Source organism: Allocoleopsis sp. (assembly GCF_036703385.1).
Classification (GTDB): Bacteria; Cyanobacteriota; Cyanobacteriia; order Cyanobacteriales; family Coleofasciculaceae; genus Allocoleopsis.
The window spans coordinates 1-6,525 of the sequence record NZ_DATNPA010000593.1 but is presented as its reverse complement, the minus strand read 5'-3'; the positions used below and the strand labels follow the sequence as shown (position 1 = coordinate 6,525).

At 47.6% G+C, this 6,525-nt stretch carries 6 protein-coding genes; 4 read left to right on the top strand and 2 right to left on the bottom strand.

Annotated elements, in window-relative coordinates:
• The coding region (locus tag V6C93_RS28510; RefSeq protein ID WP_333480053.1) for a zf-TFIIB domain-containing protein at positions 1 to 248 on the bottom strand (248 nt) is incomplete at its 3' end.
• Positions 249 to 1,222: 974 nt separating this feature from the next.
• On the opposite strand from V6C93_RS28510, the gene V6C93_RS28505 reads away from it, so the two are divergent.
• The 3 genes from V6C93_RS28505 to atpC all read left to right on the top strand — a co-directional run bounded on the left by V6C93_RS28505 (position 1,223) and on the right by atpC (position 5,255).
• Complete coding sequence (locus tag V6C93_RS28505) at positions 1,223 to 3,034, top strand: hypothetical protein (protein WP_333480052.1); 1,812 nt, start codon at positions 1,223 to 1,225, stop codon at positions 3,032 to 3,034.
• 284 nt (positions 3,035 to 3,318) lie between these two features.
• The gene (gene atpD / locus V6C93_RS28500; RefSeq protein ID WP_333480051.1) at positions 3,319 to 4,773 is read left to right on the top strand and encodes a F0F1 ATP synthase subunit beta; all 1,455 of its coding nucleotides are present in this window, start codon (positions 3,319 to 3,321) and stop codon (positions 4,771 to 4,773) included.
• Positions 4,774 to 4,844: 71 nt separating this feature from the next.
• Positions 4,845 to 5,255: an ATP synthase F1 subunit epsilon gene (gene atpC / locus V6C93_RS28495; RefSeq protein WP_333480050.1), complete on the top strand. Its 411-nt coding sequence runs from the start codon at positions 4,845 to 4,847 to the stop codon at positions 5,253 to 5,255.
• Positions 5,256 to 5,325: 70 nt separating this feature from the next.
• Here the strand turns inward: atpC and V6C93_RS28490 are convergent, their stop codons facing one another.
• Positions 5,326 to 5,625 carry a 30S ribosomal protein PSRP-3 gene (locus V6C93_RS28490; protein WP_333480049.1) on the bottom strand — a complete coding sequence of 100 codons (300 nt, stop codon included), beginning with the start codon at positions 5,623 to 5,625 and terminating at the stop codon, positions 5,326 to 5,328.
• Between the two features lie 81 nt (positions 5,626 to 5,706).
• Between V6C93_RS28490 and V6C93_RS28485 the strand changes: the two genes are divergently transcribed.
• A partial coding sequence (locus V6C93_RS28485) for a TIGR01548 family HAD-type hydrolase (protein WP_333480048.1) occupies positions 5,707 to 6,525 on the top strand: 819 nt, incomplete at its 3' end.

Genomic DNA, 6,525 nt, shown 5'->3' with positions numbered 1-6,525 from the left:
GAAAGATAGCGCTGACACTCTGGACACAAGGCGGCTTTTGTATCGAAAGGAGACAGAACAAAATCCACATTGAGCGTTCCAGAGGGCACCTCTGACCCCCTGGGATTCCCATCTTGATGCGTTTGCCAAGCTTCGTAGTCCTTAGCGGGAATCCAGGTGCCTTTGCACTCCTGGCAGTACTTCACAGCCAAATCTTCGCTCAGAACACCGTCCAATAGCATTGCCTTCTTGCATTTCGGACACTGCACAGATTTTTCTTCCTCAAAAAGTCTATTTTCCCTTTTCAATCTACTGGAGAATGCGCGAAAGTGAGTATCTCAAGTAATATACACTCATTGTTTTTGGACGAACATAAGGAAGGAATTGAACGGCTTACAGCCCTTGCCATCTAATTGAAGTCTCAATACCTAGACGAAGTCAATAGGCACAAAGGTGTAATCCACAATTCCCGTAAGATCATCCCACGCTGAATCGTTAGCGCATCGGGGCGCGAAGCGCACAGATGACAACGTGGGTTTCCAATTCTCACGAAGCCGTGCTTTGTACCAGTCCAAATCATAGTCACTGCCTGAGTAGTGCGATTACGCTTGAGCGGAATCACTGCCGTCTTCCTCTGTGGGGAAGCTGGGGGAGAAGAATCCCAAAGTTGAAAGGGGGATTATAAAAGCGGATTTGGTATCAGTTCGTTTAACCACCTGTACCTTTTTGAATTCATGTAGCATATGCTCTATCACCTCCGATTTGAATACGTTGTGTTGCTTCAAATACATTCGGCGTGAGCCGTCTACAGCTGGCTGGTGATTTCATCCTAGATCACCTGATGTAAAAAATAGACTTAACTCCACATAATTAGCTTCCTATCAATCTGTAAGTCCTAACTCAATCTTGTGGAAAAAGCGACACGAGCCGCTAGTGGACAGGGGTGGGCAGATGGATTTGTAGGAGCTAATTGAGTCAAAAGCATGGCAAAGAGCAGTTTCTCCAGCGGAAACCAATATTACTCTTACACCTATTGCATTTATCTAGCCTTGCTAATTATGAAAGAAATTCATACTAAGAATTTATTAAGCTATTCATTAGCCCACTGTCTACTGTTTATTTATGTCATTTTTTTAGATGGAAATTTACTATTATTATACAATAACCAATAAAAAAATGAGAGTAAAAATTAAAAGTTTTTCTTTTTGAGAAGAATAAAAAACTTAGAACGGAGATAAGTCCAATGAATAACTCTTGCTTAAAGAAACAATCAACCCGCCTTGTTGGAGCCATGTTTATCCTCCTAGGAGTAGCAGCCCCCTCCGAGGCAACAACCCTCAGCGGCTTTTCAACTTATGGAGACATGATGAACGGGATGCGGATAACGGCTAGTTTTTTAGATGGCACCTCCCAGAGCCTGATTTGGGGTGCTACAGGTTCGGGCTCCGGAGGGGTTTTGGGTTCTGGCTGGTCTTTAACTGAATCTGGTAATACTTATCCGCAAGTGAATGACCCCAATGGCTCGTTCTGGACGTTGAGTAATTTTGCTCAAGGGATGACCTCTTTGGTCATTGATGCCGTTCCTGGAAACACCCTTTTTGATAATTATCCTCTGCTTGAGGGTCCACTCAATACACCCGGTTCCGCTGAGGGTTGGAACTTTCAACCCACTTCAGGACAAGCTCCAACATCCTATGCCTACTCCGATCCAATAAATATCTCCTACGGAGACCTTTTTGGCAGGCTTTCACTGTATTGGCCGAGTGGATTTACAGGTGTAATGCAATTCCTGGCTGATACCGATAGCGGAACGAGTAACGATCCCGTTCAGATTATTAATCCCGTAACTCAAACTATCCCGCCAACGGTCTCTTTCACTGCACCCACTATCTATGAAGGGCAATCAGCACCTACCATCCCTATATTTGCTACAGATCCCAATGATGGAGCCATCACATTTTTCCTGAATGGTCAAAATATAGGCACAGATTTCACGCGGTCAGGAACTCGTCAGGCCAGCATAAATCCGGGTTTCTTTGCCGATAATGGCGATTATGTTTATACAGCGCAAGTCAGAAATGAAAATGGCACTTATAGTTCTCCTGTTAGCAGTGTACTGACCGTCTTAAACCTGCCTCCAACCGTCACCGACCTGAGCATCCCCACTATCTACGAAGGTCAATCGGCAACGGCTTATATCTCAGCCACCGATCCGGGTGCTGATGCAATTAACTTCTACCTGAACGGCAATTATGTAGGCACCGACTTGAATACATCAGGAACCCGTGCGGTCAGCACAAACTTAGGTTTGTTTGCTGATAATGGTTACATTCCGTATACAGCTTCTACCTTAGACAAGGATGGAGCTTGGAGCGATTCAGTCTCCGGCGGACTAACGGTCTTAAATGTAGCTCCAACTCTAGCGAGTTTCGACCTTTCACAGTACGTGATCAATGAAGGTCAATCCGTATCCGCTCTCTTGACAGCTACCGATCCAGGCGCGGACTCGGAGACATTTTTTATTAACGGCAACAGTATTGGCACCGATTTAGTAACGTCGGGAACTCGTTTAGCGACAACAAGCCTTGGTCCCTTTGCCACGGGTACTTACACCTTTACAGGTAAAGCACAGGATAAAGATGGTGCTGATAGTAATGTAATTACCAGAACGCTGCAAGTCTTGAACGTTGCCCCAACCATCACTAAGCTGACTCAGAACTTGGTTGCTAAGGCAGGCGAGTTTTTTAATTTTGCTGTCTCCGCCTTTGACCCAGGTAAGTCGAGTAATGCTCTCACCTATGAGTGGGACTTGAATGGGGATGGCTTATTCAATGACTTTGTCGGTGCAACTGGGCAGTGGTCTTTTCCGGAATATCGCAACTATAAAGTGGCAGTGCGAGTCTCTGATGGGAATGGCGGTTATGCTTACGGTTCCTTGAACGTTGAAAGTGTTCCCGAACCGGGTTCGACTTTGGGTGTCTTAGTCTTTAGTGCTGGTGGTGCCACTGTCCTGTGGAAACGGAAACATCAACACAAAAAGAACAATCAAGCATGAAAAGATATTTTGTCCCAGCTCTTAGTTCCCAGTGCCCAGCACCCTATAAGAATATAAGTCAAAGAATTCAGCCTACTTTGACATACTCCTAGGCAATCGCGTAGGCAGGGGAATTTGAAGTAGCTGAAGGCGTTAGCCACTATTCCCCTTACGACCCACCGAAGAAAGCGTAATAGTGGCAGCACTCTCGCGGGATCTTTGGTGGTAACCTGGAAAATGACATTTCTAAATGTAAAGACCGTTTTTCAGAATCTGAAAAGGTAGCTTCAAAACATAGGCGCAGCATGGTCACCACCACAGAAAAGACAAACACTGGCGTTATTATTCAAATCATCGGTCCCGTTGTCGATGTTGAGTTTTCCACCGGCAAGATGCCGCAGATTTACAATGCCTTGAAAATTGAAGGCAAGAACCAAGCCGGACAAGATGTCTCCGTTACCTGCGAAGTGCAGCAGTTATTGGGAGGCAACCAGGTGCGAGCTGTTGCTATGAGTACCACCGATGGACTAGTACGCGGCATGGAAGTGGTGGACACAGGTGCCCCCATTAATGTGCCAGTCGGCAAGGCAACCCTAGGCCGGATTTTCAACGTACTGGGTGAACCCGTAGACAACAAAGGTGCTGTCAATGCGGAGCAAACCTTCCCCATTCACCGCTCGGCTCCCAAATTCACGGATCTGGAAACCAAACCTTCGGTTTTTGAAACCGGAATTAAAGTGATTGACTTGCTGACGCCCTATCGGCGCGGCGGCAAAATTGGTCTATTCGGCGGTGCAGGTGTTGGTAAGACCGTGATCATGATGGAGCTGATCAACAACATTGCTACCAATCACGGTGGTGTGTCGGTGTTCGGCGGTGTGGGCGAACGCACCCGTGAGGGAAATGACCTCTACAATGAAATGATCGAGTCAGGGGTTATTAATAAAGATAATCTCAACGACTCAAAGATCGCGCTGGTCTACGGTCAGATGAACGAACCCCCCGGAGCCAGAATGCGTGTGGGCCTTTCTGCTCTGACGATGGCTGAGTACTTCCGGGATGTGAACAAGCAGGACGTGCTGCTGTTCATCGACAACATCTTCCGGTTTGTGCAAGCGGGTTCGGAAGTATCGGCGCTACTGGGTCGGATGCCTTCGGCGGTGGGATATCAGCCGACGTTGGGTACCGACATGGGAGATTTACAAGAGCGTATTACCTCCACAACGGAAGGCTCTATTACCTCAGTGCAAGCCGTTTACGTGCCAGCGGACGACTTGACCGACCCTGCACCCGCCACAACCTTTGCTCACTTGGATGGAACAACAGTGTTGTCTCGTGGTTTGGCAGCTAAAGGGATTTATCCGGCTGTAGACCCACTGGATTCAGCTTCCACCATGCTGCAACCGGCTGTCGTTGGAGAAGATCACTACAAAACCGCTCGTGCTGTCCAATCCACGCTTCAGCGTTACAAGGAACTCCAAGACATCATCGCAATTTTGGGCTTGGATGAATTGTCAGAAGATGACCGACTGACGGTGGCTCGTGCGCGTAAGATTGAGCGATTCTTGTCTCAGCCCTTCTTTGTGGCGGAAGTTTTCACCGGTTCTCCAGGTAAGTACGTGAAGCTGGAAGAAACGATTGACGGCTTCAAGAAGATTCTTTCTGGCGAACTGGATGACCTACCGGAGCAGGCATTCTACCTGGTAGGCAATATTAACGAAGCGATCGCCAAAGCTGAGAAAATCAAGGCAGGTAGCTAATTATTCCTCCAGTAGGGTGGGCAAGAGCCTACCCTACGAACTACTAACCCCTAACCCCTAACCCCTAACAGATGACTTTAACTGTTCGTGTAATTGCTCCCGACAAAACTGTTTGGGATTCTGAGGCCCAGGAAGTAATTCTTCCCAGCACCACGGGACAGCTGGGTATATTGTCCGGTCACGCTCCCCTGTTGACCGCTTTAGATATAGGTGTGATGCGAGTCCGTCCTGGTAAAGATTGGTTGCCGATCGCACTGATGGGTGGATTTGCTGAAGTCGAAAACAACGAAGTGACGATTCTTGTGAACGGTGCTGAGCGCGGCGATGTGATCGATAAAGCAGCGGCTCTCGAAGCCTACACCAAAGCCCAAGAGCGGCTTAACCAAGTTCAAGCGAGTGAGAATCGACAAGAGAAAATTCAGGCGAATCAAGCCTTTAAGCGAGCACGCGCTCGTTATCAAGCGGCTGGTGGCTTGGTGTGAGCCATAAAAAAGGCAAAAGAGAAGGCGTGAGTCTTTTCTTTTGCCTTTTTGTTAAACCAACTTCGCTGGATTAAGCGCTGCCAGTAAAAGTTACTTCGGGAAACTTCGATTGAGCTTCCGACATAGGTCGGCGTCTACCTTCTTCTTGCCAGTAGTTAATAACTTCCGTTGCCTTGTTGAGCAGGTCAATGCGATCGCTTTCGGAAATCCAGTGTTTGGCTTCCAATTCGTTTTTTAGCTGTTCCCAGGCGTCATTCCGAGGCCAGAAAAAGTATGAAGTCAAAGGACTAGTTCCTTTGCCTACCACTTGATCAACAGCTAAAGCTACGTTTTCCTCCAACCAGAGCACTTTTAGAATGAATTTAGCCAATCGCACCTCCAGCGATACTTCAGGCGTTCTGAAATTATTGTACAATTTTCTATTTTAACCCACGGTGCATCCACCTGAGTTATGACCCATCCACAATCCCCAATATTCACTCCCCAAAGCACAGCTATTGTTGTTTTCGATATCGATGGCGTTGTGCGGGATGTGGCTGGATCTTACCGACGTGCGATCGCAGATACGGTAGAACATTTCACCAATGGCGCTCACCGACCTTCTGGAGTAGAAATTGACCAGCTCAAATCAGAAGGATTTTGGAACAACGATTGGGAAGCGTCACAAGAACTCGTTTATCGCTACTTTGAGCGTCAGGGTCAGGCACGTTCAGTTGTACCTCTGAATTATGAGACCCTCATCGCCTTTTTCCAGTCGCGCTACCAAGGAACAGACCCAAAAAATTGGACAGGCTATATCTGCACCGAACCCTTACTCTTAGAACCCAGCTATCTAGAACGTTTAACAATCGCTGGCATTCCCTGGGGCTTTTTTAGCGGTGCACCCAGAAGTGAAGCACAATATGCACTCACAAGACGCCTTGGTCTCCAAAAGCCAGTACTCATTGCGATGGAGGATGCTCCAGGCAAACCAGACCCGACGGGTCTCTTGGCAACGATAGGGCAACTAGAACAGCAAAACCCAATTGCGCTGGAAACTCCTATTCTTTATGCCGGAGACACTGTTGCCGATATGTACACGATCCAGAAAGCTAGAGCCCGATACCCCGAACGGACTTGGATCGCTGTTGGGATTTTGCCCCCTCATGTTCAGGCCGTACCCGAACGCTGTCAGGCTTATGAGCAGGCTCTTCAAGAAGCTGGTGCGGTTGTGGTTTTAAGTAATGTTCAGCAATTGACTCCAGAGCGAATTCAGCAACTCGTACTCAAC